Source organism: Pseudonocardia sulfidoxydans NBRC 16205 (genome assembly GCF_007989085.1).
Lineage (GTDB): Bacteria > Actinomycetota > Actinomycetes > Mycobacteriales > Pseudonocardiaceae > Pseudonocardia > Pseudonocardia sulfidoxydans.
The window spans coordinates 91629-112175 of sequence record NZ_BJVJ01000009.1 but is presented as its reverse complement, the minus strand read 5'-3'; the positions used below and the strand labels follow the sequence as shown (position 1 = coordinate 112175).

The window sequence follows — 20547 nt, the reverse complement described above, 5'->3', positions numbered from 1 at the left end:
GTGGTCATGCCCGCGCCGCTACCCGTCCCCACCCGCCAGGTGGAAGAGGTCACCGACGAGGCAGCCGCCGCCGAGACGCCGTGGCAGGCCGTCGTCTGGAACGACCCGGTCAACCTCATGTCGTACGTGACCTACGTGCTGCAGAAGCTGTTCGGCTACCCCGAGCCGAAGGCCACCGCGCTCATGCTCGACGTCCACCACAAGGGCAAGGCCGCCGTGTCCTCCGGTGACAAGGACAAGATCGAGGGCGACGTCGCGAAACTGCACGCGGCGGGCCTGTGGGCCACCATGCAGCGCGCATGAACGGCTGGAAGCGGTCCGGGCGCGGCGCGAAGGCACGTCTGGTGGCGACGATGGAGCCGCAGGAGGTCGTCGTCCTGCGCGGGCTGATCGGTGAGGTCCGCGACATGCTCGCCGCCCGCACCGCCGAGACTCCCGCCGACGAGCTGGCCGAGCTCACCGGCATCCGCACCGGCTCGTCGGTCCCGCCCGAGGACAAGGTGCTCGCCCGGCTGCTGCCCGAGTTCAGCCGCGACGACCCCGCGCTCGCCGGCGCCCTGCGGTCGCTGCACGAGCCCGCGCTCATCGAGGCGAAGGAGGGCGCGGCCGTCGCCGTGCTCGACACGCTGCCCGACGGCGGCGGCCGCATCGAGCTCACCGTCGAGCAGGCCGACGCCTGGCTCGCCGCGCTCAACGACGTCCGGCTCGCGCTCGGCACCGCCCTCGACATCGACGACGACATGCCCGACGACCTGCCCGAGGACGACCCCCGCACCGCGCACCTGGGCGTCTACCACTGGCTGACGTTCGTCCAGGACGCGCTCGTGCAGTCGCGGCTGCAGGTGAAGTTCTAACTCTCTGCGTCGGCTCTGCGGTCCGAGTGGCCGAGCGAGCGCCCGGGGGCCACCCGGTCGCGCACCAGCCGCTTCAGCTCCGGCAGCTCCGGGAAACCGCCCTGCTCACGTCGGTCCCACAGCAGCTCGTCGTCGAGGCGGACCGTGAACACCCCGCCCGTGCCCGGGACCAGGGCGACCTCGCCCAGATCGGCGGCGAACGTCGTCAGCAACTCCTGCGCGGTCCAGCCGGCACGCAGCAGCCAGCGGCACTGCGTGCAGTACGTGATCTCGAGACGGGGTGCGGGCACCCACCGAGCATGGCATTCCCACAGTTCGGGAAATGTGAGAGGCAACCGAGGTGTTCGCCGCGGCCCGGGGCGGCAACGTATTCTTGGGCGGTGCTGGTGATCCGGAGAGACCTGGTGGACGAGATCGTCGCCCACAGCCGTCGGGACCATCCCGACGAGGCCTGCGGCGTCGTCGCCGGTCCCGAGGGTTCGGATCGCCCCGAGCGGTTCATCCCGATGCTCAACGCGGCACGCTCGCCCACGTTCTACGAGTTCGACTCGGGCGACCTGCTGCGCCTCTACCGGGACATGGACTCCCGCGACGAGGTGCCCGTCGTGATCTACCACTCGCACACCGCGACGGAGGCCTACCCGTCGCGCACCGACATCTCCTACGCCTCCGAGCCGGACGCGCACTACGTCCTGGTGTCCACGCGCTCGCAGAACGACGAGGCGAGCGGGCCTGGGAACGAGGCGGAGTTCCGGTCCTACCGGATCGTCGACGGCGTGGTCACCGAGGAACAGGTCGAGGTCGTGGAGACTTACATGTTCGCGCACACCGGCGCGGACGACGTCCCCGACAACGCCTGACCTGCTGTTCCCTCACGGGCAGTCCGACCACGCACCGTCCGATCCCAGAACGACCGACCAGGAGCACAACGACATGGCCACCGTTTCCATCCCCACCATCCTGCGCACCCACACGGGTGGTGAGAAGGCCGTCGAGGCCAGCGGTGGAACCGTCGCCGCGGTCATCGACGACCTCGAGTCCCGTCACAGCGGCATCAAGGGCCGCCTCATCACCGACGGTTCGCTGCACCGCTTCGTCAACATCTACGTCGACGACGAGGACGTCCGCTTCGCCGGCGGCCTCGAGGCCCCGGTCAAGGACACCTCGACCGTCACCATCCTGCCCGCCGTCGCCGGCGGGATGCGCTGACGCTGGCCCGCGTGGGCGGCGTGCGACACGGGTAACCGTCACGTACGCCGCCCGGCGACGCCACGTCGATCCGTCGGCCCGCCGCCGTGCTGACACGGTGGCGCGCCGCCCGAGGGAGACAGCCATGGCCCGGTACGACTCGCTGCTCGACGCGGTGGGCGACACACCACTCGTCGGGCTCCCGCATCTCTCACCCGCACCCGACGTGCGGCTGTGGGCGAAGCTCGAGGACCGCAACCCGACCGGCTCCATCAAGGACCGGCCCGCGCTCGCGATGGTCGAGCGCGCCGAGGCCGAGGGCCTGCTGCGCCCCGGCTGCACCGTCCTGGAGCCGACGTCGGGCAACACCGGCATCTCGCTGGCCATGGCCTGCAAGCTCAAGGGCTACAAGCTGATCTGCGTCATGCCGGAGAACACCTCCGTCGAACGACGGCAGCTGCTGCAGATGTACGGCGCCGAGATCATCTCCTCGCCCGCCGCGGGCGGCTCCAACCAGGCCGTCGCCATGGCCAAGGAGCTCTCGGCCGCGAACCCGGACTGGGTGATGCTGTACCAGTACGGCAACCCCGCCAACGCCGACGCGCACTACCGCAGCACCGGCCCCGAGATCCTGCGCGACCTGCCCACCGTCACGCACTTCGTCGCCGGGCTGGGCACCACGGGCACGCTCGTCGGCACCGGGCGCTACCTGCGCGAACACAAGCCCGACATCCAGATCGTCGCCGCCGAGCCCCGCTACGGCGAGCTCGTCTACGGGCTGCGCAACCTCGACGAGGGCTTCGTCCCCGAGCTGTACGACGCCGAGGTGCTCACCTCCCGCTACTCCGTCGGGTCGCACGACGCGCTGCGCCGCACCCGGGAGCTGGTGGAGAAGGAAGGCATCTTCGCCGGCATCTCGACGGGCGGCATCCTGCACGCCGCGCTCGCCGTCGCGGAGAAGGCCGCGGGGGCGGGGGAGTCGGCCGACATCGTGCTCATCGTCGCCGACGCGGGGTGGAAGTACCTGTCCACCGGCGCCTACTCCGGCACTCTCGACGAGGCGACCGAGGGCATCGAGGGCCATCTCTGGGCGTGAGCCCCTGTGAGTGGCGATAGTCGCTATAGCGACTATCGCCACTCACGACCTGCTCCCCGGCACGTGCGTGCTGACTGAGAACAGTGTTTCGCGCGTACGCTCGGCGGCATGGACGCGACCGTGCCTCCGCTCGGCCCGACCCCCACACCCTCGTCGCGGCGCCCGCTCGCCCGGGTGCTGCCCGCCAAGCCGGTGCCCGCGGCGATCACGATGGTCGCGTTCACCGTCGTGCTGTACCTCATCGAGCTGATCGACCAGCTCGGCCGCCTCGGGTGGGACTACGACGGCATCGAGTCACGCAGCGTCAGCGGACTGCCGGCGATCATCTGGGCGCCGCTGCTGCACGGCAGCTGGGCGCACCTGGCCGCCAACACGCTCCCGTTCCTCGTCCTCGGCTTCCTCGTGATGGCCGGCGGGATCGGGCAGTTCATCGCCGTCACCGCGCTCATCTGGATCCTGTCCGGGCTCGGGGTGTGGCTCGTCGGGCCGTCGAACACCTCGACGATCGGCATGTCGGGTGTCATCTTCGGTTGGCTCGTGTTCCTGCTGGTCCGGGGCTTCTTCGCGCGAAGTCTCGCGCAGATCGCCGTCGCGATCGTCCTGTTCGCCGTGTGGGGCAGCGTCCTTCTCGGCGTCATCCCCGGCCGTCCGGAGATCTCCTGGCAGGGCCACCTGTTCGGCGCGCTCGCCGGGCTCCTCGCGGCGTTCCTCGTGTCCCGCGCGGACCGAGGGGCACGCGCGACGTCGACTACCCTCGGGGCGTGACCGGCCACTGCCTCGTCGATCGAGATGCCCCGATCGGCATCTTCGACTCCGGGGTCGGCGGGCTCACCGTCGCGCGCGCCGTCATCGACCAGCTTCCCGCCGAACGCGTCGTCTACGTCGGCGACACCGCCAACGGCCCCTACGGCCCGCTGCGGATCCCCGAGATCCGCCGCCACGCCCTCGCCATCGGCGACGAGCTCATCGACCGCGGCGTGAAACTGCTGGTCATCGCCTGCAACACCGCGTCGGCGGCCTGCCTGGCCGACGCCCGCGAGCGCTACGGCGTCCCCGTCGTCGAGGTCGTGCTGCCCGCCGTCCGCCGCGCCGTCGCCGCGACCCGCAACGGCCGCATCGGCGTCATCGGCACCAGAGCCACCATTGCCTCCGGCGCCTATGCCGACGCGTTCGCCGCCGCCCGCGACGTCTCCGTCACCTCCGTCGCGTGCCCCCGGTTCGTCGACTTCGTCGAGCGCGGCGTCACCAGCGGACGCCAGATCCTCGGCATCGCGCAGAGCTACCTCGAGCCGCTGCAGCAGGCCCGCGTCGACACCGTCGTCCTCGGCTGCACGCATTACCCGCTGCTCACCGGCCTGCTCCAGATCGTCCTCGGGCCCGAGGTCACCCTCGTGTCCAGCGCCGACGAGACCGCGAAGGACGTCGTCCGCACCCTCATGGGTGCCGACCTGCTGCGTGACCCCGAGACCGACCCACCCGCCGCGCCCCACGAGTTCCTCGCCACCGGCGACCCGGAACCGTTCCGCCGCCTCGGCCGCCGGTTCCTCGGCCCCGAGATCGGCCCGGTCGTCGGGCGGGCTGGCCTGCAGCGGCTGTGAGGCCCTCACCGTCCGCGCGCAACCTCACTGCTGTCGTGAAGCCGTCGGAGAGCAGTGAGGTTGCGCGCGAGGCCTGCCGGGGCCACGGCGCGGAGCCCCCGGAGGGCTCGGGTAGCGTCGCCGCGTGATCGGCGCGCTGGTGATCGTGGTGTACGTGGCGACGGGACTGCTCGCCCTGTACGGCCTCGTCCGTACCGCACAGGGTCGCCACCCCGGCCGCGACATCCGCATCGGCGTCGGCATCGTCGAGGCACTGCTCGTCGTCCAGGCCGTGATCGCCGCCTACCGGGTCCTCGGCGGCGGGGTCACCCTCCCCGAGCAGGGCACCTTCCTGATCTACCTCGTCGTCTCGATCTGCGTGCTGCCCATCGGGATGCAGTTCGCCGTCACCGAGCCCACGACGCGCTGGGGCGGAGCGGTCGTCACCGTCGCCGCCATCGGGACCGGGGTCGCCGTCTGGCGCCTCGCCGAGCTGTGGGCGGCCGCGAATGTCTGATCCCTCGTCCCGGGCGGACCACGCGCCGCGCCCCACCTCCAGCGGCCCCGGGCGCGTCCTCATCGCCGTCTACGCGATCTTCGCGCTGTCCGCCACGGCCCGCGCCGCCGTCCAGATCGCCACCAAGTTCTCCGAGGCACCCGTCGCGTACCTGCTGTCGGCGTTCGCGGGCGTCGTCTACATCCTGGCGACGATCGGCCTCGCCGGCTCCGGGCCCGGCCGCCGCCGGCTCGCCTGGGTCGCCGTCGGCATCGAGCTCGTCGGCGTCCTCGCCGTCGGCACCCTCACCGCCCTCGACACCGCCGACTTCCCCTCCGACACCGTCTGGTCGCTCTACGGCCGCGGCTACGGCTTCGTGCCGCTCGTGCTGCCGCTCGTCGGCCTGTGGTGGCTGCGCCGCACACGCGGTCGCTGACAGCGGGCGTTAGCGTCTCGGGCCATGCGGCTCACCGTCCTCGGCTGTTCGGGCAGCGGGCCCGGGCCCCGTTCGCCCGCGTCCGGCTACCTCGTCGACGCCGGCGGCACCCGGATCGTCCTCGACCTCGGCAACGGCACCGTCGGCGCGCTGCAACGACATCTCGACCCCTGGGACCTCGACGCCGTCGTCCTCTCGCATTTGCACCCCGACCACTGCGCCGACACCTCCGCGCTCGTCGTGCACCGTCGCTACCACCCGTTCCCGCCCTACGACGCCACCGCGCGCAAGCTCCCCGTCCACGCCCCCGCGGAGGCTCCCGACCGGCTGGGCGCCGCCTACGCACCTTCGGCCGCCGAGCGCGCCGCGACCGACCTCACCGACGTCTGCGCCTTCGCGACGATGACCGACGGCGGTACCGCTTCCGTTGCCGATGTCGACCTGCGCTTCGGGGCGGTCGACCACCCCTGCGAGGCGTATGCGATCCGCGTGGACCACGACGGCCGCAGCCTCGTCTACAGCGGGGACACCGGCCCGTGCGAGGGACTCGTCCGGGCCGCCCGGGGCGCCGACGTGCTGCTCTGCGAGGCCACCTGGCCCCACGTCACGCAGTGGTGGCAGGAGCCGCCGCCGGGGGTGCACCTGTCGGGGCGGCAGGCGGGGGAGCACGCCGCCGCGGCCGGGGTGGGGCGGCTGCTGCTCACCCACGTCCCCGTCTGGTTCGACGGTGACGCCCTGCTCGCCGAGGCCCGGGAGGTCTACGACGGCCCGGTCGAGCTCGTCCGCCCCGACGCGACGTACGAGATCTGAGTCCCCGCCCCCGAGCCGACGTGTTGCACGAACGGCACAGTCGCGCCATTCGGTTGCGCCACTGTGCCGTTCGTGTCGTCGGGGGGAGGGGCCGGTCGGGCGGGGTCAGCCGCCGATGCCCTGCCACACCGACTGCGCGCCCGCGTCGCCGATCCACACGACCAGAGCTGTGACGGCGATGCCGGCGAGCGCGGCGAGGACGCCGGTGACCGTCGAGACGCGGTGCAGGGTCGTGGTCCGGGTCTGCACCGCGACGCCGCCGCCGGCCGCGTCGGCAGGGGTCGTCGTGCGGTCGGCCCGCTTCCCGGTGACGACGCTGACCAGCAGCAGCGCGAGGAACAGGACGGCCCAGGGGAGCAGGTTGCCGGCGCGGTCGGCGTGCTCGCCGACGAGCGGGCCACCGCCGCCCGACGTGGCGAGGAGCCGGCTGCCGGACTGCGTCGCGACGGGCACGGCGACCACGCCGGCGAGCGCGACGAGGGTGACCGCGACGCCGAGGGTCCGGCGCAGCGACGGCCGGACCGCGATCACCACCGCGCCGATCGCCGCGAGGGGGAGCAGCACGACGACGGCGTGGACGACGAGCGGATGGGCGGGGATTCCACCGATCGTAAACATGTTGAACACTCAACCTGAGGAGGTGTGAGGTGCGTGTATCGGCCGGTCCGCCGCTGCCTAAGCTGTCGCGGTGACGCGAGCAGACGGCAGGACCGACGACGAACTGCGCCCCGTGCGCATCACCCGCGGCTTCCAGAAGCACCCCGCGGGCTCCGTGCTCGTCGAGTTCGGCGACACCAAGGTGCTGTGCGCCGCCAGCGTGACCGTCGGCGTCCCGCGCTGGCGCAAGGGCAGCGGGCTGGGCTGGCTCACCGCCGAGTACGCGATGCTCCCGTCGGCCACCAACACGCGCAGCGACCGCGAGTCGGTCCGCGGGCGCATCGGCGGCCGCACCCACGAGATCAGCCGCCTCATCGGCCGCTCGCTGCGCGCATGCATCGACCTCAAGGCGTTGGGCGAGAACACCATTGCGCTCGACTGCGACGTCATCCAGGCCGACGGCGGCACCCGCACCGCCGCCATCACCGGCGCCTACGTCGCCCTCGTCGACGCCGTCACCTGGCTCGCCGCCCACGGCAAGCTGGCCGACCCGAAGCCCATCTCGTGCCAGGTCGCCGCGGTCAGCGTCGGGGTCGTCGACGGCCGCGTCCGGCTCGACCTGCCCTACGAGGAGGACTCGCGGGCGGAGGTCGACACCAACGTCGTCGCCACCGACACCGGGACCCTCATCGAGGTCCAGGGCACCGGCGAGGGCGCCACGTTCTCCCGCAAGACCCTCGACGCGATGCTCGACTCCGCGCTCGCCGGCATCTCCACCCTGGCGACGATCCAGGCCGAAGCCCTCGCCGCCCCCTACCCGGGTGCGCTGCCGGAGGCGTCGGCGTGACCGCGCTGCTCGTCGCCACCCGCAACACCGCGAAGCTCTCCGAGCTGCGCCGCCTGCTCGACGCGTCCGACCTCGGCGGCATCGCCGTCTGGGGACTGCGCGACGTCGAGGAGTTCCCCGAAGCCCCCGAGACCGGCGCGACGTTCGCCGAGAACGCCCTCGCCAAGGCGCGCGACGCCGCCACCGCCACCGGGCTGCCCTCGGTGGCCGACGACTCCGGGCTCGCCGTCGACGCCCTCAACGGCATGCCCGGCGTCCTCTCCGCACGCTGGTCGGGCCGCCACGGCGACGACGAGGCCAACCTCGACCTCGTGCTGGGCCAGATCGCCGACGTCCCCGACGAGCGTCGTTGCGCCGCGTTCGTGTGCGCGGCGGCGCTCGTCGTGCCGGGCGGTGAGGAGTTCGTCGTCGAGGGGCGGTGGCGGGGCCGGCTCGTCCGCGAGCGCCGCGGCGGCAACGGATTCGGCTACGACCCGATCTTCGTGCCCGACGGCGAGCAGCGGACCTCCGCCGAGCTCTCCCCGGAGGAGAAGGACGCCGCCTCGCACCGTGGGATCGCGATGCGCGCTCTGCTGCCGCACCTGCGCACGCTGATCTCCTGAGCCGCCGCGTTACCCCGCGGTCGTGTTCCGGGCGCCCGGACAGCACTGAGGTTGCGGACGGCCGATCGCGCGCAACCTCACGGTCGTGATCGGGCGCCCGGACAGCAGTGAGGTTGCGCGCGGATGTCGGGCCGGCTCGTCGGGGCGCGACGGGGTGCGACGTCAGTCCGTCGAGGCTTCCTCGGCGAGCACGCGGCGGGCCACGCCGAAGGCCGCGTTGGCCGCTGGGACGCCCGAGTAGATCGCGCACTGCAGCAGGACCTCGACGATCTCCTCCCGGGTCAGCCCGTTGCGCAGCGCGCCCCGCACGTGCAGTTCCAGCTCCCCGAGATGCCCGTGCGCGACCAGCGACGTCAACGTGATCGCGCTGCGCATGCGGCGGTCGAGGCCGGGCCGCGTCCAGATCCCGCCCCACGCGTAGCGGGTGATCATCTCCTGGAACGCGGCGGTGGTGTCGTCGGCGCGGGCCAGCGCCGCGTCGACGTGCGCGGGGCCGAGGACCTCGCGGCGCACCGCGAGGCCGTCGGGATCGAGGTCGAGGTGGGGGCCGTCGTCGGTCGTCACGACCGGACGCTAGCCCCACCCCGCTCGTGGCGCCGCACCGGTGAACCCCGCGTGAACCGCCGGTGACGGGCCGACCGGCGCTGCCGGTGCGCCGGGGACGGTCGGTACCGTCGAGGTCGTGCAGTGGTGGCGCCAGGTGGGGACGGCCGTGTTCGTCGTCGTCGCCGTGTCCGGCGCGGCGCTGCTCCTGAGGACCTACGGGATGCCGGGGATGGCCGACGTCCGCGAGACCGTCGCCGCTGCGGGCGTCTGGGCGCCGTTGGCGTTCCTGGCGCTGCATACGGGGCTCACCGTGGGTCCGGTGCCGCGGACGGTGTTCACACTCGTCGCCGGGGCGCTGTTCGGCTGGGCGGTCGGGCTGGTCCTCACCCTGGTGGCGACGAACCTCGCCGCGGTCATCGCCTTCGCCCTCGTCCGGGCCACCGGGGGACGGCTGGTCGAGCGCTACGCGCGCGGGCGGGCCGTGAACTGGGTGCGGCTGCGGCTGGACCACCACGGGCTGTTGGCGGTGACCTCGCTGCGGCTCGTCCCGGCGGTGCCGTTCGCGGTGCTGAACTACCTGTCGGGGCTCTCGGCGGTCCGGTTCTGGCCCTACCTGCTGGGCACGGCGGTCGGGATCGTGCCGGGGACGGTCGCGATCGTCGTCCTCGGTGACGCCGTGACCGGGACGCCCCCGCCCGCGCTGATCGTGGCGTCGGTGGTCTGCGGGCTGGTCGGGCTCGCGGGCGTCGTGATCGCGGCGCGGCGGCCGCTCCCGGAGGACGTCCGGGAGCCGGAGCCGCAGCCGCTCTAGGAGCCTCCGCTCGTTGGGCAACAAGCTATTTCACTGGTCAGAGCTGTGCCGGCGGCGGGATTCGAACCCGCACTGGAGGCATTCTAAGTGCCTTCTCTCTGCCGTTGGAGTACGCCGGCGCGCTTTCTGCCACACCACGTGTCGGTGAGTGCGTGGCAGTTCGGGCACAGGATACGGAGATTCTCCAGCCGGTTGTCGGTGTGGTCTCCATTGACGTGATCGAGCGCGAGCGGAAGAGGCTGCCCCTGCCAGGTGTTCCGGCCGCAGTCTTCACAGTGGTCCGGTTTGAGGCCGGCCTGGATCAGTCGACGACGGAGGTGTCCGACATTGGAGTAGGGCGAGTTCGGAACCAGGATGGCCTCCAGGGGATACCTGGGCCGGCCCGGAAGCTTGCGTCCGCGAGCCCAGCGCTGGCCGGTGAAGTGCGACGTATCGAGGTCGAGGAGGCGAATGTGGGCTGAGACAGACCGGAACATGCCGCCGCTCACGTTGTAGCCCAGCGCGCGGAGCACGTCGTGCATGGTGGCCGAGTCGCGCACGGCGTCCCTGAGTTGATCGTCAGTGTATCTGCGTCCCGTCCGTGGCGAGCCTTCTCCAGCTCGCGGCAGGTGCGACGCGTTGATCCCCAGCCGCACGATGTGGCGGCGCAGCGCGTCGTACTTGCCGGGCAGGATGCCGAGCCGCCTGCACACCTCCGCCAACGTCGCGCTCTCCGCGACCGCCTCGATCAACTGTTCGTCGGTCCATCGTCTCGCTCTGGGCATGCGGTGATCATGACGAACATGCGTTCGACGCGGAATGGATCAGTAGATGAAGATCACACTTGCGCGTCTCGTCGGACAGGTTCAGCCGGGCTGCGTCGCCGGCACGCCGCAGAACGTGGCGCGGTAGGCGCTGGGGGACACCCCGAGGCCGGACTGGAAGTTCTGCCGCAGCGACGCCGAGGTGCCGAAGCCGGACTCCGTGGCGATCCGGTCGATCGGGAGGGTCGACTCCTCCAGGAGCTGCCGGGCGCGCTCGACCCGTTGCTCGGTGAGCCATTCTTCGGGGCCGTCGGGGACGGTATTCGCCCATCCCGGACCCCGTTCCCTCAGCGGCGCACTGCGCGACGACGGTGTCCAGACGCTCCGCGATCTCGGCCACGAGGTCCGTGAGTCGGACCTTTACGCGATGAAGTGGAACCCGCTCGTCGATGTGGCCGACTACGGGACCGAGGCCGCCGACGACCGGCTGCAGGTCGGTGCGGCGTCCGGCCGCGCGTGCGCCGCGGGCGAGCTCAGCCCGGAGATCGTCGCCGAGCAGGAGAAGCTCGTCCGGGCCGACACGGTCGTCGTGCAGTTCCCGCTGTGGTGGTTCGGCGTCCCCGCGATCCTCAAGGGCTGGATCGACCGCGTGTTCGTCAAAAGCTTCGCGTACGGCCTGTCCGGCGAGGACGGCCGCGCCCTCCACTACGGCGAGGGCCGGCTCGCGGGCAAGCGGGCGATGGTCGTCGTGACGGGCGGCGCGAGCGAGGTGTCACTGGGCTCGCGCGGCATCAACGGTTCGCTGGACGACCTGCTGTTCAGCCTCCAGCACGGGACGTTCTTCTACACCGGGATGTCGCCGCTGCCACCCTTCGCGGTGTACGGCGCCGACCGGGTGCCCGACGAGCAGTTCGTCGAAGCCCGCGACGCGCTGCGCGAGCGGCTGCGCACGTGGGAGACGACGGAGCCGGTTCCCGTTCCGCCCGCGCCACGGGGGCGACTACGACGAGGACATGGTCCTCGTGGGCGGGCGCGCGCCCGGTGGGACCGGACTCGCGATCCACCTCCGATAGCGGCCGCGCGGACCGGGCGCCCCGCTCCCGGTACCCGTGATCAGACCGCGAGGTCCTTGCGGAGCTTGGCGACGTGCCCGGTGGCGCGGACGTTGTACATCGCCTTCTCGATCTTCCCCTCCTCGTCGACGAGGAAGGTGGAGCGGATGACGCCGGTGACGGTCTTGCCGTACATCTTCTTCTCGCCGAAGGCGCCCCAGGCCTGCAGGGTCTCGCGCTCGGGGTCGGAGAGCAGCGGGAAGGTGAGGCCCTCGGCGTCGCGGAACTTGGCGAGCTTCGCGGGCTTGTCGGGGGAGATGCCGACGACGTCGAGGCCGGCGTCGCCGAGCTCCGCGAGGTTGTTGCGGAAGTCGCAGGCCTGCTTGGTGCAGCCGGGGGTGGAGGCGGCGGGGTAGAAGTAGACGATCACCTTGCGGCCGCGGTAGTCGGCCAGCGACACGGGCTTGCCGTCGGCGTCGGGCAGGGTGAAGTCGGGGGCCGGGTCGCCCTGGGCGAGTCGCTCCGTCATGGCTGTGAATCCTTCCAGGTTCGGGCGGGGTCGGCGCGAGCCCGTCCGACGCGATCGGGGGCTGTGATCTACGGTGTTGCCTCGCAGGCACTGCAGACCGCAGCCGGGCCACCCCGCATCCCGAGGAGGAGTCGTGGCGCGCGACCCCGAAGCAATTCAGCGTGAGATCGAGAAGACGCGCGACCAGCTCGCCGAGAGCCTCGACGCGTTGACCGAGCGCGCGCACCCGAAGCGGTTCGTCGACCAGGGCAAGCAGCAGGTCGCGGCGAAGCTCGAGGACCCGAAGATCAAGTATGCGCTGATCGGGGTGGGCGCGATCGTGGCGCTGGCGGTGCTGCGCAAGCTCTTCAGGTAGGCCTGAGGGGCGTGCTAGGCGAGCGTCGCGGCCATCTCCTCGACCTCGCCGATCGTGGCGCCGGAGCCGACGAGTGCGCGGTAGCGGGCGACCCGGCGGGCGGCGCCGAACCCGGCGACGGCGACGAGGGTGTCGTCGCGCAGGAGCCCGACGACGGTGCCTTTGACGGGGCCGCCGTCGAGGCCGTCGCCGTGCAGGGTGACGTGCCGGGTGGCGGGTTCGGGTCGCCCGAACAGCTGAACCTTGAGTCCGAACTGGTCGGACCAGAAGTACGGGACGGTCGGCGCGGGCGGTTCGCCGCCGGCGATGGCGGCGCCGACGGCGGCGGCCTGCTCGACGGTGTTGGTCCAGTGTTCGCGGCGGGTGGGCCGGCCGAGGACGTCGTCCCACCAGGCGGCGACGTCACCGACGGCCCAGAGCCCGTCGGCGCCGTCGACGCGGCCGCTCGCGTCGCACACGAGGCCGCGCGTGACGTCGATCCCGCTGCCGGACAACCAGTCCAGGCGGGGTTCGCCGCCGATGCCGACGAGGGTGACGTCGGCGGTGACGCGGTCGCCGTCGGCGAGGAGCAGGGCACCGGAGTCGTCGAACCCGTCGATGCCGACGCCGGTGCGCAGCCGGGCGCCGGACTCGACGAGCAGCCGGGCGCAGAGGCCGCCGAGATCTTCGCCGAGGGCGCGGGCGAAGGGGACGGGGAGTGCTTCGAGGACGGTGACGTCGATGCCGCGGTCGCGGGCGTTGGAGGCGACCTCGGCGCCGACGAACCCGGCGCCGACGATGGTCAGTGACGACGCGGTGTCGAGTGCGGCGCGCAGGGCGAGGGAGTCGTCGAGGGTGCGCAGCGTGTGGACGGTGTCGGGCTGGTCGGGCAGGCGGCGGGCGACGACGCCGGTGGCGACGACGACGGCGTCGGCGTGGAGGGTGGCGCCGTCGTCGAGCTCGACGCGACCGGGCTGCCAGCCGGTGGCGCGGGTGCCGAGGTAGGCGCGGACACCGAGGTCGTCGTAGGCGTCGGCGGCGCGGAGGGCGACGCGGTCGGCGTCCCAGGTGCCGGCGAGGAGCTGTTTGGACAGCGGGGGCCGGTCGTAGGGGAGGTGTTCCTCGGCGCCGACGAGGCTGATGCGGCCGTCGTAGCCGTTGCTGCGCAGTGCCTCGACGGTGCGGAGGCCACCGAGGCCCGCGCCGACGACGAGGACGTGCCGGACCTGCTCCGCCTGCACCGTCGTGATCTCCGTTCCGCCCCGGACCGTCCCGGGCCGGGGTCCATCTTGGCTGATGGACGCTGCGTTGTGCGGTGACCGCCGTCTCCCCCGTTCGGGGGCGTTCAGTCGGGTGCGGTGTCCTGGTCGAGTCCGGAGCGGAGCCGGTCGAGGGTCTGGGCGAGCAGCCGGGAGACGTGCATCTGGGAGATGCCGACCTTGTCCGCGATCTGGGTCTGGGTCATGTTGCCGAAGAACCGCAGCATGACGATGGTGCGTTCGCGTTCGCCGAGCTCGGCGAGCGCGGGGCGCAGTGCCTGGCGGGTGTCGACGCGGGCGAGTTCGGCGTCGGCGGCTCCGACGAGTTCGCCGACGGTGGCGCTGCCCTGTTCGGAGGAGAGCATCTCGTCGAGGGAGGAGCTGCGGTAGGCGTCGGCGGCTTCGAGGCCTTCGAGGACGTCGGTGACGGGGATCTGGAGGTGTTCGGCGATCTCGCTGGGCTTGGGGGCGCGGCCGAGCTGCTGGGACAGGTCGGCGACGGCACTGTTGAGGGAGACGTGCAGGTCCTTGAGCCGGCGCGGCACCCGCATCGACCAGCCCTGGTCGCGGAAGTGCCTGCGGACCTCGCCGCTGATCGTGGGCACGGCGAAGGAGAAGAAGTCGAACCCCTTCTCGGGGGCGAAGCGGTCGATGGCGTTGATGAGTCCGACGGTGGCGACCTGGGTGAGGTCGTCGAGGGGTTCGCCGCGGTGGGCGAAGCGGCGCGCGATGTGCTGCGCGACGGGGAGGTAGCCGCGAACCAGTTCGTCGCGCAGCCCGTCGCGGCGGGGGTCGTCGTCGGCCAGGCCCGCGTACTCCTCGAGCAGCGGGACGAGGTGGCCGTACTCGGGGTCGGTCCTGCTCACCTCTCGGTCGCGCCGGCGCTCTTGCCGAGGACGATCCCGACTAGGGGGCGTCCGTCCGGGCCGGGGGTGTGGCTGACGGAGACGTCGTCGGTGAGCGTCTCGAGGACGCGCCAGCCGAAGGTGTCGGTGGCGACGGTGGCGTCGGCGCCGGCGCCCTCGACTTCGGCGCGGACGTCGATGCGGTCGTCGCGGACCTGGAAGCGGCAGCGCAGCCCGGAGCCGGGGGCGGCGACGTCGACGAGGGTGGCGCAGGCTTCGTCGACGGCCATCCGCAGGTCGGAGATGGCGTCGAGGTCGAAGTCGGCGCGGGCGGCGAGATCGGACGCGACGGCCCGGATGGTGGGGATCAGCGCCGCCGACGCGGCGGTGCGCACCTCCACGGTGGGGCTGCCGGGGTCGGTGAGGTCGGCGGAGTCCCAGTCGTCCCTGTCGGACACGCGGGCGCTTCTCCCTTCGCGGGCTGTGCAGTGCGCGGGCGGGAGCCCGGTCGCGGCGTAAGTGTCTCGGGCATCTTGCTACCCGGGGCAGGTGGGTATCAATCATCGACGTCCGTCACGCGCCGCGGTGGCGCCCGGTGGGGTGGCCGTGGTCCTCAGTGTCGTGGTCCTCAGTGGAGCCTCGTGGCTCGCCTGTCGGACGCCGGGTCGACGTCACGGCGCCACGAACGGTCGTCCCGGACCGTGGGACGCCGGGTGGGCGCTGTGGGGCAAGCGTCGTAGCAGGTGGCGGCCGTTCGTCCGCGGGGAGCGACCTCAGGGGGTGGGCTCGTCGACCGGCCGGCGGCGCGTCCTCCCCGCTCACGGATCACGTCGGACCGTTCGCCGTTCGGTCCCGCCGAGGTGGCGGGGAGGCGTCCGCGCCGGTGTTGACTTCGGTGTCGGAGGGGCCCGGCGCAGCGTCGCACCGGATGTCGTGAGCAGGGGGATTGCAGGGAATGACAGCGGTACCGGAGATGCGTGGGTCCGGACCCGTCGTCCCGTTGGCGGGGCGGTCGCAGCCCCGCACGGGGCCGGCGCGGATCGTCGCGATCACCGAGTCCCTCACCGAGCTCCGGCGTCCGGAGTCGGATCTGGCCCGCATCCTGTCGGGTGTGGGTACGGCGGATCTGCTGGTCGCGTGCGACGACGTGGTGTCCGGTCATCAGGTGGTGGCGGCGCCCACGCCGTTGTTCAGCTATCTCGACTACCCGGACTACGACGATCCGGTGGAGGATGTCGCGGACGAGGCGGCCGACGACCGGGCCGCGCCCGCGCCTCGCGAGCCGGGGCCGGACGAGCGGGTGTCCGATGGTGACGTGCTGGACCTGTCGGGTGTGCAGCTGCACCGGCTGAGTTTGCGCGGGGTGACCGCCGGGTCGGAGGACGACCTGGTGGCGGCGATGAGCGAGCTGGTCGGGTTCGACCCGGAGCCGGGTGTGTACTGCCTGGCACCGGTGGCCTCGGCCGACGATCCGGCGCGCGCGGTGTTGATCTCGGCGATGGAGCGGCTTGCGCAGGTCTACGGTCTGCCGCTGCTGCGCTACCGCTGTCTGGAGCTGTCGATCGTCCCCTGCGAGGGCTGATCCGCCGGCTCGCGGCAGGTCGAGCGGGAGTCCAGGTCGAGCGGCCCTGGGAAGGGCCCTGACGCGACTCGACCGGGCCGCCTGAAGCGACCCGGTCGTGACGCCGGGAGTGCCGGTTGCGTCCCGCCCCCGACGACCGGGACGCGACCGGCGGCCGTCAGCTCGCGGCGGCCAGTTCCCGCCGCTCGATGATCACTCGCCGCTCGGCCTCGGCGAGGCCGCCCCAGACGCCGAACGGTTCGCGTGTGGCGAGCGCGAACTCGCGGCACTGCTCGAGGACGGGGCACCGGTGGCAGACCTCCTTGGCCTGCGCGGTCCGGCGCGCCCGGGAGGGGTTGCGTTCGCCGTCCGGGTGGAAGAAGACGCCGCTGTCCATGCCGCGGCACGATCCGAGCCGCTGCCACTGCCATGCGTGATCCATCGGGCCGGGGAGTCGTGAAACGTCGCTCATCGCGGGCCCACCTCGTTCTTTCCGCTCCGTCCCGGCGGGCGTACCGGGAGACCGACGTCGTTCTTCCCGACGGCCGGGAGCTCCAAACGCGACGGACTGGCACCGGGTGGGGAGGGGGTGGTCCGGTGCGGGTGGGCGCAGGTCCGGGCGGTGGCCCGGCGTGAGGGCGCGAACCGGGACCGTCCTCGCAGCTCAGAGGCGTGTCGACGGCGGTCCGGAGCGGCAAGGAGTGTGCTCTGGTTGATCGTGTCCCGCGCGGTGGAGCGCGTGAGACGTGACCTACATCACACTCAGGTGGGTGCGAGCGCGGCCTTGACGGTGTCGTGGATGTCGAACATCGGCAGCAACCCGGCGATCGACAGCGGCCGCAGGACCCGCCTGCCGGTGCACGCGAGCCGCAGGCCCACCCCGGCAGCGTGGGCGGCCTCCCGGACCTCGATGAGCGCGGCCAACCCGCTGGTGCCGAGGAACGTCACGGCATCCATGTCGACGACGACGAGCTCGACGGTCTCGTCACCGATCTGCTCGACCAGCACCGAGCGCAGCTGCGGCGAGGTGAGCATGTCGACCTCGCCGCCGACCGTCACCACGACCGTCCCCGGCTCGGGCCGCACGACGGAGACCGTGATCTGGTCGGGTCCGTCGGCCCCGGACGCGGGGGCGGGCTCGGAGGCGGAGGAGGCGTGCATTGCGGTGACGGTAGGGCGGCTCGTGCGGTCCTGCCACTCCTGGCTCGCGCCCGGCACCGGCGGCTGATCAACGCCGCAGGCGATGGGCCCCCGACCCGGTGCGGACGCTGCGTCCGGTGCGGCCCAGGTGCTCCATGAGCGGGACGGCGACACGCCGCGTCGTGTTCAGGGCCTGCCGGACCTCGCTGACGGTGAGCTCGTCGGCGCCGAGGCCGGCGAGGACGTCGAGGGCGCGGTCGTCGGCCCCGGCGAGCAGGACGACGCCGTCGGCGAGACGGAGCAGCTCGCCGGCCCGGACGAGCGAGGCGACCTCCCGCGGGCCGAGGCCGAGCTCGGCCAGCCGCTCGGCGCCGGGCGCGGCGAACGGGTCGGCCTCCAGGTCGGCGCGCAGGGCGTCGAGGCCGTCGCGGACGGCGGCGGGCAGCCCGGCCGCGACCGAGCGCGTCACCCGACCGTCGCGGTGCACGAGCCCGGGCGCGTCGGCGGCGCCGAGGAGGGCGTCGATCAACCGGGCGTCGGGGAGGTCGGCGACGCGGCGTGCGGCCTCGGTGGGGAGCCCGGGGTCGAGGGGATCGGCGGCGTCGACGGCGGCTGCGAGCGTCGCCAGGACCGGCTCGACGACGGTCGGGTCGACGAGCCAGCCCCCGGCCGTCGGCACGGTCAGGGCGGCGACCTGGGGACGGGGAACGCCCATGGCGACCAGGTCGGCGGCCCGCACGACACGACGACGGGTGAGCTCGGCCGCGGCGTCGGGGACCGCGTCCATCGTCGCCAGCTCCGCGGCGCGGCGCTTCCCGGAACCCCTGCGGCGCAACGCGGGCGGCGCGACGTCGAGCACCGTGGCGCCGGCGGCGATCCGGCGCCGGCCAGGGTCGCGCAGGACGACGACGTCGCCGATGCGCAGCGGCAGCGGCCGGGCCAGACGGAGCCGAGCGGTGTCGGCGCCGAGCGGTCGCACCCGTACCGGCACGGCGGCCGACCCGGCGTGGAGGCTGAGCTCGGCGGGCAGCTCCCCGGGCGTGTCCCCCTGGGGGGCCCGCAGCCGGACGTCGACGAGGTCGCCCACCAGGAAGGCGCCCGGTGTCAGCAGGAGGTCGCCGCGCCCGACGGCCTCACGGGCGACGCCGCGCAGGTTCACCGCGACCCGCGCGACCCCCGGGACCGCGTCCTGCGGCGCGCCGAGGGCCTGCAGACCGCGGACGGTGACGCGGCGGGTGCCGTCGGGGCCCAGGAGTTCGAGCTCGTCGCCGGTGCGCAGGGTCCCGGCGGGCAGGGTCCCGGTCACGACGGTGCCCGCGCCGCGGATGGTGAACGACCGGTCGATCCACAGCCGCACGTCGGTGGCCGGGTCGGGAGTGGGCAGCGCCGCGGCGAGGTCGGCGAGGGCGGCGCGCAGCGCGTGCATGCCCTCCCCGGTGACGGCGGAGACGGCCACGGCGGGGACGTCGGCCAGACCCGTCCCGGCCAGGTGGGAACGGGCCTCCTCCAGCGCGAGGGACGGGTCGAGCAGGTCGGCACGCGTGACGACGAGCAACCCGTGCCGCACGCCGAGCGCGGTGAGGGCGTCGAGGTGCTCGGCCGACTGCAGCATCCAGCCCTCGTCGGCGGCGACGACGAGCATCGCCGCGGGCACGGGACCGACCCCGGCGAGCATCGTCGTGACGAACCGCTCGTGGCCGGGGACGTCGACGAACGCGACGGTCGCCCCGCCGGGCAGGGTCGTCCAGGCGTAGCCGAGGTCGATGGTCATGCCGCGGCGGCGTTCCTCGGCGAAGCGGTCGGGTTCCATCCCGGTCAGGGCCCTGACCAGGGTGGACTTGCCGTGGTCGACGTGCCCGGCGGTCGCGATCACATGCACCCGATCACCCCCGGACGGCGAGCACGGCGGCGGCCAGGGCGGTGTCGGCCGACGGGGGCAGCGCGCGCAGGTCGAGCAGGCAGCGGCCGTGCTCCAGCCGGCCGACGACGGCGGGGTCGCCCGCCCGCAGCGCCGCGGCGAACCGGTCGGGCAGCGACACCGCGGCGCTCTCCAGCGTCACGCCGGGCGCGCCCCCGCCGCCGACGGTCGCGACCGACGCGACGTCGGCCGCCTCGGTGCCCGCGTCGCGCAGTGCCGCGGCCAGCCGCGCCGCCCGCGCACGCAAGGTCGCGGGATCCACGTCGAGCGCCGCGCGGGTCGGCGACGCCGGCCCGGTGAGGGTGGCCTCGGCCGCCGCCAGCGTCAGCTTGTCGACGCGCAAGGCCCGCGCCAGGGGATGGCGTCGCAACTGCTCGACCAGCTGCGCCCCGCGGCCCGGCCCGCCCAGCAACAGCCCCGCCTGCGGGCCACCGAGGAGCTTGTCCCCGGACGCCGTGACCAACGCGGCGCCGGCGGCGAGGGTGGAGGCGGCGTCGGGTTCGTCGGGCAGCAGTGGGTGCGGGGTGAGCAGCCCGGACCCGATGTCGGCGACGACGGGCACGTCGCCGGCGAGCTCGGCCAGCTCGGCGACGTCGACCGACTTCGTGAAGCCGCTGATCGTGAAGTTCGACGGATGCACCTTCAGGACGAAGGCCGTGTCCGGTCCCAGGACCGAGGAGTAGTCGCGCGGATGCACCCGGTTCGTGGTGCCGACCTCGCGCAGCCGCGCCCCCGTCGACACCAGGAGGTCGGGAATGCGGAACCCGTCGCCGATCTCGACGAGCTCGCCCCGGGCGACGACGATCTCCCGGCCCGCGGCGAGGCCCGTCGCGACCAGGGCGAGCGCGGCGGCACCGTTGTTGACCAGGTGCGCGGCGGCGGCACCGGGGACGGCGGCGAGCAGGGCGTCGATCGTGGCGGCGCCGCGGCGGCCGCGGCCGCCGGTGGCCAGGTCGAGCTCGACGTCGCAGGTCCCGGCCGCGACCGCCAGCGCCTCGACCGCCGCGGCCGACAGCGGGGCGCGACCCATGTTGGTGTGCAGCAGGACACCGGTGGCGTTGAGGACGGGCCGCAGCGACGTCGCCGCCGACGGCAGCGCGGCCAGCGCCGCGTCGGTGACGTCGGCCGGTGGGATCTCGCCCGCCCGCGCCCGCGCCTGCGCCTCGACGACCGAGCGTTTCACCAGCTCACGGCCCAGCCGGGCGACCGCCGCGGCGACGCGGGGCTCGGCGAGGACGGCGTCGGTGCGAGGCACGAGCCGTCGATGATCGGCACTCACGCCGTCACCCTATTGGTCGTGAGTGAG

Annotated in this window: 27 protein-coding genes, 1 tRNA gene and 2 pseudogenes; 16 read left to right on the top strand and 14 right to left on the bottom strand. The window is 73.2% G+C overall.

Annotation, left to right across the window (positions count from 1 at the left end):
- Positions 1-6: 6 nt before the first annotated feature.
- Together clpS and PSU4_RS07355 are read left to right on the top strand one after the other, a co-directional pair.
- The gene (gene clpS / locus PSU4_RS07360; RefSeq protein WP_147103940.1) at positions 7-303 is read left to right on the top strand and encodes an ATP-dependent Clp protease adapter ClpS; all 297 of its coding nucleotides are present in this window, start codon (positions 7-9) and stop codon (positions 301-303) included.
- Positions 300-854, top strand: coding sequence for a DUF2017 domain-containing protein (locus PSU4_RS07355; protein ID WP_147103937.1), 555 nt, complete (start codon positions 300-302; stop codon positions 852-854). Before clpS ends, PSU4_RS07355 begins: the two co-directional genes overlap by 4 nt.
- Here PSU4_RS07355 and PSU4_RS07350 read toward each other — a convergent pair.
- Positions 851-1144: an Rdx family protein gene (locus PSU4_RS07350; protein ID WP_147103934.1), complete on the bottom strand. Its 294-nt coding sequence runs from the start codon at positions 1142-1144 to the stop codon at positions 851-853. The genes PSU4_RS07355 and PSU4_RS07350 overlap by 4 nt on opposite strands.
- Positions 1145-1234: 90 nt before the next feature.
- Between PSU4_RS07350 and PSU4_RS07345 the strand changes: the two genes are divergently transcribed.
- The 8 genes from PSU4_RS07345 (at position 1235) to PSU4_RS07310 (ending at position 6457) form a co-directional block, all read left to right on the top strand.
- Positions 1235-1714: a M67 family metallopeptidase gene (locus PSU4_RS07345; protein ID WP_147103932.1), complete on the top strand. Its 480-nt coding sequence runs from the start codon at positions 1235-1237 to the stop codon at positions 1712-1714.
- Positions 1715-1787: 73 nt separating this feature from the next.
- Entirely contained in the window at positions 1788-2063 is a 276-nt protein-coding gene (locus PSU4_RS07340) for a MoaD/ThiS family protein (RefSeq protein ID WP_147103929.1), read from the top strand.
- 124 nt (positions 2064-2187) lie between these two features.
- On the top strand, positions 2188-3138 hold the full coding sequence (locus tag PSU4_RS07335; protein ID WP_147103926.1) for a PLP-dependent cysteine synthase family protein: 951 nt from the start codon (positions 2188-2190) through the stop codon (positions 3136-3138).
- 108 nt (positions 3139-3246) lie between these two features.
- Positions 3247-3903: a rhomboid family intramembrane serine protease gene (locus PSU4_RS07330; RefSeq protein WP_147103923.1), complete on the top strand. Its 657-nt coding sequence runs from the start codon at positions 3247-3249 to the stop codon at positions 3901-3903.
- On the top strand, positions 3900-4736 hold the full coding sequence (gene murI / locus PSU4_RS07325; RefSeq protein WP_147103920.1) for a glutamate racemase: 837 nt from the start codon (positions 3900-3902) through the stop codon (positions 4734-4736). Before PSU4_RS07330 ends, murI begins: the two co-directional genes overlap by 4 nt.
- Before the next feature lie 124 nt (positions 4737-4860).
- Positions 4861-5232, top strand: coding sequence for a hypothetical protein (locus tag PSU4_RS07320; protein WP_147103917.1), 372 nt, complete (start codon positions 4861-4863; stop codon positions 5230-5232).
- Positions 5225-5647, top strand: coding sequence for a hypothetical protein (locus PSU4_RS07315; protein WP_147103913.1), 423 nt, complete (start codon positions 5225-5227; stop codon positions 5645-5647). The genes PSU4_RS07320 and PSU4_RS07315 overlap by 8 nt, the downstream gene beginning before the upstream one ends.
- A gap of 24 nt (positions 5648-5671) precedes the next feature.
- Positions 5672-6457, top strand: coding sequence for an MBL fold metallo-hydrolase (locus PSU4_RS07310; protein WP_147103910.1), 786 nt, complete (start codon positions 5672-5674; stop codon positions 6455-6457).
- 105 nt (positions 6458-6562) lie between these two features.
- On the opposite strand, the gene PSU4_RS07305 is transcribed toward PSU4_RS07310, so the two are convergent.
- Positions 6563-7075: a DUF2231 domain-containing protein gene (locus PSU4_RS07305; protein ID WP_147103907.1), complete on the bottom strand. Its 513-nt coding sequence runs from the start codon at positions 7073-7075 to the stop codon at positions 6563-6565.
- Positions 7076-7145: 70 nt separating this feature from the next.
- Between PSU4_RS07305 and rph the strand changes: the two genes are divergently transcribed.
- Together rph and rdgB are read left to right on the top strand one after the other, a co-directional pair.
- Positions 7146-7901, top strand: a complete 756-nt coding sequence (gene rph / locus PSU4_RS07300) for a ribonuclease PH (protein WP_147103904.1) — start codon at positions 7146-7148, stop codon at positions 7899-7901.
- Positions 7898-8503, top strand: a complete 606-nt coding sequence (gene rdgB / locus PSU4_RS07295; protein ID WP_147103901.1) for an RdgB/HAM1 family non-canonical purine NTP pyrophosphatase — start codon at positions 7898-7900, stop codon at positions 8501-8503. Before rph ends, rdgB begins: the two co-directional genes overlap by 4 nt.
- Before the next feature lie 162 nt (positions 8504-8665).
- Here the strand turns inward: rdgB and PSU4_RS07290 are convergent, their stop codons facing one another.
- Positions 8666-9067 (bottom strand): carboxymuconolactone decarboxylase family protein, encoded by a 402-nt coding sequence (locus PSU4_RS07290; RefSeq protein WP_147103898.1) that lies wholly within the window; start codon positions 9065-9067, stop codon positions 8666-8668.
- A gap of 118 nt (positions 9068-9185) precedes the next feature.
- Between PSU4_RS07290 and PSU4_RS07285 the strand changes: the two genes are divergently transcribed.
- The gene (locus PSU4_RS07285; RefSeq protein ID WP_147103895.1) at positions 9186-9860 is read left to right on the top strand and encodes a TVP38/TMEM64 family protein; all 675 of its coding nucleotides are present in this window, start codon (positions 9186-9188) and stop codon (positions 9858-9860) included.
- A gap of 46 nt (positions 9861-9906) precedes the next feature.
- On the opposite strand, the gene PSU4_RS07280 is transcribed toward PSU4_RS07285, so the two are convergent.
- The 3 genes and pseudogenes from PSU4_RS07280 to PSU4_RS07270 form a co-directional block, all read right to left on the bottom strand.
- A tRNA-Leu gene (locus PSU4_RS07280) sits at positions 9907-9979 on the bottom strand.
- Entirely contained in the window at positions 9944-10624 is a 681-nt protein-coding gene (locus tag PSU4_RS07275) for a transposase (RefSeq protein WP_147103892.1), read from the bottom strand. Before PSU4_RS07275 ends, PSU4_RS07280 begins: the two co-directional genes overlap by 36 nt.
- 81 nt (positions 10625-10705) lie before the next feature.
- Positions 10706-10903, bottom strand: a pseudogene (locus tag PSU4_RS07270) (helix-turn-helix domain-containing protein); the annotation flags it as partial.
- Between PSU4_RS07270 and PSU4_RS07265 the strand changes: the two are divergent.
- Positions 10824-11489: pseudogene (locus PSU4_RS07265) on the top strand (NAD(P)H-dependent oxidoreductase); the annotation flags it as partial. The pseudogenes PSU4_RS07270 and PSU4_RS07265 overlap by 80 nt on opposite strands.
- Before the next feature lie 227 nt (positions 11490-11716).
- Here the strand turns inward: PSU4_RS07265 and bcp are convergent.
- Entirely contained in the window at positions 11717-12184 is a 468-nt protein-coding gene (bcp, locus tag PSU4_RS07260) for a thioredoxin-dependent thiol peroxidase (protein ID WP_147103889.1), read from the bottom strand.
- A gap of 133 nt (positions 12185-12317) precedes the next feature.
- Here bcp and PSU4_RS07255 point away from each other — a divergent pair, with 133 nt between their 5' ends.
- Entirely contained in the window at positions 12318-12539 is a 222-nt protein-coding gene (locus tag PSU4_RS07255; RefSeq protein ID WP_147103886.1) for a DUF3618 domain-containing protein, read from the top strand.
- 14 nt (positions 12540-12553) lie between these two features.
- Here PSU4_RS07255 and PSU4_RS07250 read toward each other — a convergent pair whose 3' ends face one another.
- The 3 genes from PSU4_RS07250 to PSU4_RS07240 form a co-directional block, all read right to left on the bottom strand.
- Positions 12554-13759: an NAD(P)/FAD-dependent oxidoreductase gene (locus PSU4_RS07250; RefSeq protein WP_147103883.1), complete on the bottom strand. Its 1206-nt coding sequence runs from the start codon at positions 13757-13759 to the stop codon at positions 12554-12556.
- Positions 13760-13863: 104 nt separating this feature from the next.
- Positions 13864-14643: a SigB/SigF/SigG family RNA polymerase sigma factor gene (locus PSU4_RS07245; protein WP_147103880.1), complete on the bottom strand. Its 780-nt coding sequence runs from the start codon at positions 14641-14643 to the stop codon at positions 13864-13866.
- Positions 14640-15080 (bottom strand): ATP-binding protein, encoded by a 441-nt coding sequence (locus tag PSU4_RS07240; protein WP_147103877.1) that lies wholly within the window; start codon positions 15078-15080, stop codon positions 14640-14642. Before PSU4_RS07240 ends, PSU4_RS07245 begins: the two co-directional genes overlap by 4 nt.
- A gap of 497 nt (positions 15081-15577) precedes the next feature.
- Between PSU4_RS07240 and PSU4_RS07235 the strand changes: the two genes are divergently transcribed.
- Positions 15578-16204, top strand: a complete 627-nt coding sequence (locus PSU4_RS07235; protein ID WP_147103874.1) for a hypothetical protein — start codon at positions 15578-15580, stop codon at positions 16202-16204.
- A 157-nt stretch (positions 16205-16361) separates the two neighbouring features.
- Here PSU4_RS07235 and PSU4_RS07230 read toward each other — a convergent pair whose 3' ends face one another.
- The 4 genes from PSU4_RS07230 to selA all read right to left on the bottom strand — a co-directional run bounded on the left by PSU4_RS07230 (position 16362) and on the right by selA (position 20520).
- Entirely contained in the window at positions 16362-16655 is a 294-nt protein-coding gene (locus tag PSU4_RS07230; RefSeq protein ID WP_147103872.1) for a WhiB family transcriptional regulator, read from the bottom strand.
- A gap of 290 nt (positions 16656-16945) precedes the next feature.
- Positions 16946-17344: an STAS domain-containing protein gene (locus tag PSU4_RS07225; protein WP_147103868.1), complete on the bottom strand. Its 399-nt coding sequence runs from the start codon at positions 17342-17344 to the stop codon at positions 16946-16948.
- Between the two features lie 67 nt (positions 17345-17411).
- Complete coding sequence (gene selB, locus PSU4_RS07220; RefSeq protein ID WP_147103865.1) at positions 17412-19202, bottom strand: selenocysteine-specific translation elongation factor; 1791 nt, start codon at positions 19200-19202, stop codon at positions 17412-17414.
- Positions 19203-19206: 4 nt separating this feature from the next.
- Positions 19207-20520: an L-seryl-tRNA(Sec) selenium transferase gene (gene selA, locus PSU4_RS07215; RefSeq protein WP_147103862.1), complete on the bottom strand. Its 1314-nt coding sequence runs from the start codon at positions 20518-20520 to the stop codon at positions 19207-19209.
- Positions 20521-20547: the final 27 nt, after the last annotated feature.

What these genes read in the sequence shown, in the direction of transcription:
- PSU4_RS07235 (WP_147103874.1), top strand. Translation starts at nt 15,578, where the DNA reads ATGACAGCGGTACCGGAGATGCGTGGGTCCGGACCCGTCGTCCCGTTG.
- PSU4_RS07335 (WP_147103926.1), top strand. Translation starts at nt 2,188, where the DNA reads ATGGCCCGGTACGACTCGCTGCTCGACGCGGTGGGCGACACACCACTC.
- clpS (WP_147103940.1), top strand. Translation starts at nt 7, where the DNA reads ATGCCCGCGCCGCTACCCGTCCCCACCCGCCAGGTGGAAGAGGTCACC.
- PSU4_RS07310 (WP_147103910.1), top strand. Translation starts at nt 5,672, where the DNA reads ATGCGGCTCACCGTCCTCGGCTGTTCGGGCAGCGGGCCCGGGCCCCGT.
- PSU4_RS07315 (WP_147103913.1), top strand. Translation starts at nt 5,225, where the DNA reads ATGTCTGATCCCTCGTCCCGGGCGGACCACGCGCCGCGCCCCACCTCC.
- PSU4_RS07330 (WP_147103923.1), top strand. Translation starts at nt 3,247, where the DNA reads ATGGACGCGACCGTGCCTCCGCTCGGCCCGACCCCCACACCCTCGTCG.
- PSU4_RS07305 (WP_147103907.1), bottom strand. Translation starts at nt 7,075, where the DNA reads ATGTTTACGATCGGTGGAATCCCCGCCCATCCGCTCGTCGTCCACGCC.
- PSU4_RS07225 (WP_147103868.1), bottom strand. Translation starts at nt 17,344, where the DNA reads ATGCACGCCTCCTCCGCCTCCGAGCCCGCCCCCGCGTCCGGGGCCGAC.
- bcp (WP_147103889.1), bottom strand. Translation starts at nt 12,184, where the DNA reads ATGACGGAGCGACTCGCCCAGGGCGACCCGGCCCCCGACTTCACCCTG.
- PSU4_RS07230 (WP_147103872.1), bottom strand. Translation starts at nt 16,655, where the DNA reads ATGAGCGACGTTTCACGACTCCCCGGCCCGATGGATCACGCATGGCAG.
- PSU4_RS07275 (WP_147103892.1), bottom strand. Translation starts at nt 10,624, where the DNA reads ATGCCCAGAGCGAGACGATGGACCGACGAACAGTTGATCGAGGCGGTC.
- PSU4_RS07355 (WP_147103937.1), top strand. Translation starts at nt 300, where the DNA reads ATGAACGGCTGGAAGCGGTCCGGGCGCGGCGCGAAGGCACGTCTGGTG.
- PSU4_RS07340 (WP_147103929.1), top strand. Translation starts at nt 1,788, where the DNA reads ATGGCCACCGTTTCCATCCCCACCATCCTGCGCACCCACACGGGTGGT.